This window comes from Xanthomonas hortorum, from assembly GCF_040279205.1.
In the GTDB taxonomy this organism is placed as follows: domain Bacteria; phylum Pseudomonadota; class Gammaproteobacteria; order Xanthomonadales; family Xanthomonadaceae; genus Xanthomonas; species Xanthomonas hortorum_F.
This window is the reverse complement of the sequence record NZ_JBEOLS010000128.1, coordinates 1-1,200: the sequence shown is the minus strand read 5'-3', so window position 1 is coordinate 1,200 and position 1,200 is coordinate 1. Positions and strand designations below refer to the sequence as shown.

Genomic DNA, 1,200 nt, shown 5'->3' with positions numbered 1-1,200 from the left:
TGTCGACTCCCCGTAATTCAATGCCAGCTAAAACTAGAGGTCTTCGGTTGATGTTGATCACGGAACTCGGCGGGCGTTAGCCCGCCCAGGCTGTCGTGCGGGATCTGCTGGTTGTAGTCGGCCAGCCAGTGTTCGGTCTGTTCGCGAACCTCGCTCAGCGTGCGGAAGATGTGCATGTCCAGCACGCCGCGCCGGTAGCTGCCGTTGAAGCGTTCGATAAAACCGTTTTGCATCGGCCGTCCAGGCTCAATGAAATCCAATGCGATGCCTTTGCGCTCGGCCCACTCGGCCAAGGCCAATGCGACAAACTCCGGGCCATTGTCCAAGCGAAGTTTGGCGGGGTAGCCGCGCCAGGCTGCGATGCGTTCCAAGGTGCGGATGACGCGGGTGGCCGGAAGATTCAAGTCCACTTCGATCGCCAAGGCTTCCCGACTGAAATCGTCGATGACATTGAACGTGCGGAAGCGTCGACCATCCCACAGCGCATCGGACATGAAGTCGATTGACCATCCAGCATTGGGTCGCTCTCCGCATGCCAGCGGCTGTGGATGACGGGTCGGGACCCGGCGCCTGCTGCGGCGAGGTTGATTGAGTTTCATCAAGCAGTACACGCGCCAGACCCTCTTGTGATTCCACACATGTCCGCGACGGCGGATGATCTGAAAGAGCTTTCCAAAACCACGCTCGGGAAAACGCTCGGCCAATTCGGACAACAGCGCAACGACCTCCTCATCCCGGTCGGGACGACGCCGATAGCGCGCTGTCGAGCGAGCCACGCCAACGACCACACAGGCCCGGCGCTCGCTCCAGCCATGCTGCTCGACGAGCCAGGCAAGAAGCGGGCGTTTGTGCGCCGGGTCTACAGCTTTTTTGCGATGACATCCTTCAGTGCATGGTTTTCCATGGCGAGCTCGGCGTACATGCGTTTGAGCTTGCTGTGCTCGGTCTCCAGGTCGCGAAGGCGCTGCACGTCAGCAGCCTCCATGCCGCCGTACTTGGACTTCCAGACGTAGTACGTCGCGTCGGAAATACCCAGCTCACGGCACACATCCTTGACCTGGCGGCCGCCCTCAACCTGCTTCAGCGTGGCGACGATCTGGCTCTCGGTGAACTTGCTCTTGCGCATCGTTGGTCTCCTCGGTGGCTAGTGTGCCCGGAGACCTCTAGTTATGGATGGATCAATTTTACGGGAGGCTGACA

At 60.0% G+C, this 1,200-nt stretch carries 1 protein-coding gene; it reads right to left on the bottom strand.

The features are described 5' to 3' along the window. Positions 1–17 precede the first annotated feature (17 nt). Positions 18–1,126 (bottom strand): IS3 family transposase gene (locus ABS769_RS22455; RefSeq protein WP_317063122.1). Its coding sequence is split into 2 segments (ribosomal slippage): positions 18–865 and positions 865–1,126, totalling 1,110 coding nucleotides; the frame shifts between segments, so codons are not numbered across the junction. Between the last annotated feature and the right edge of the window lie 74 nt (positions 1,127–1,200).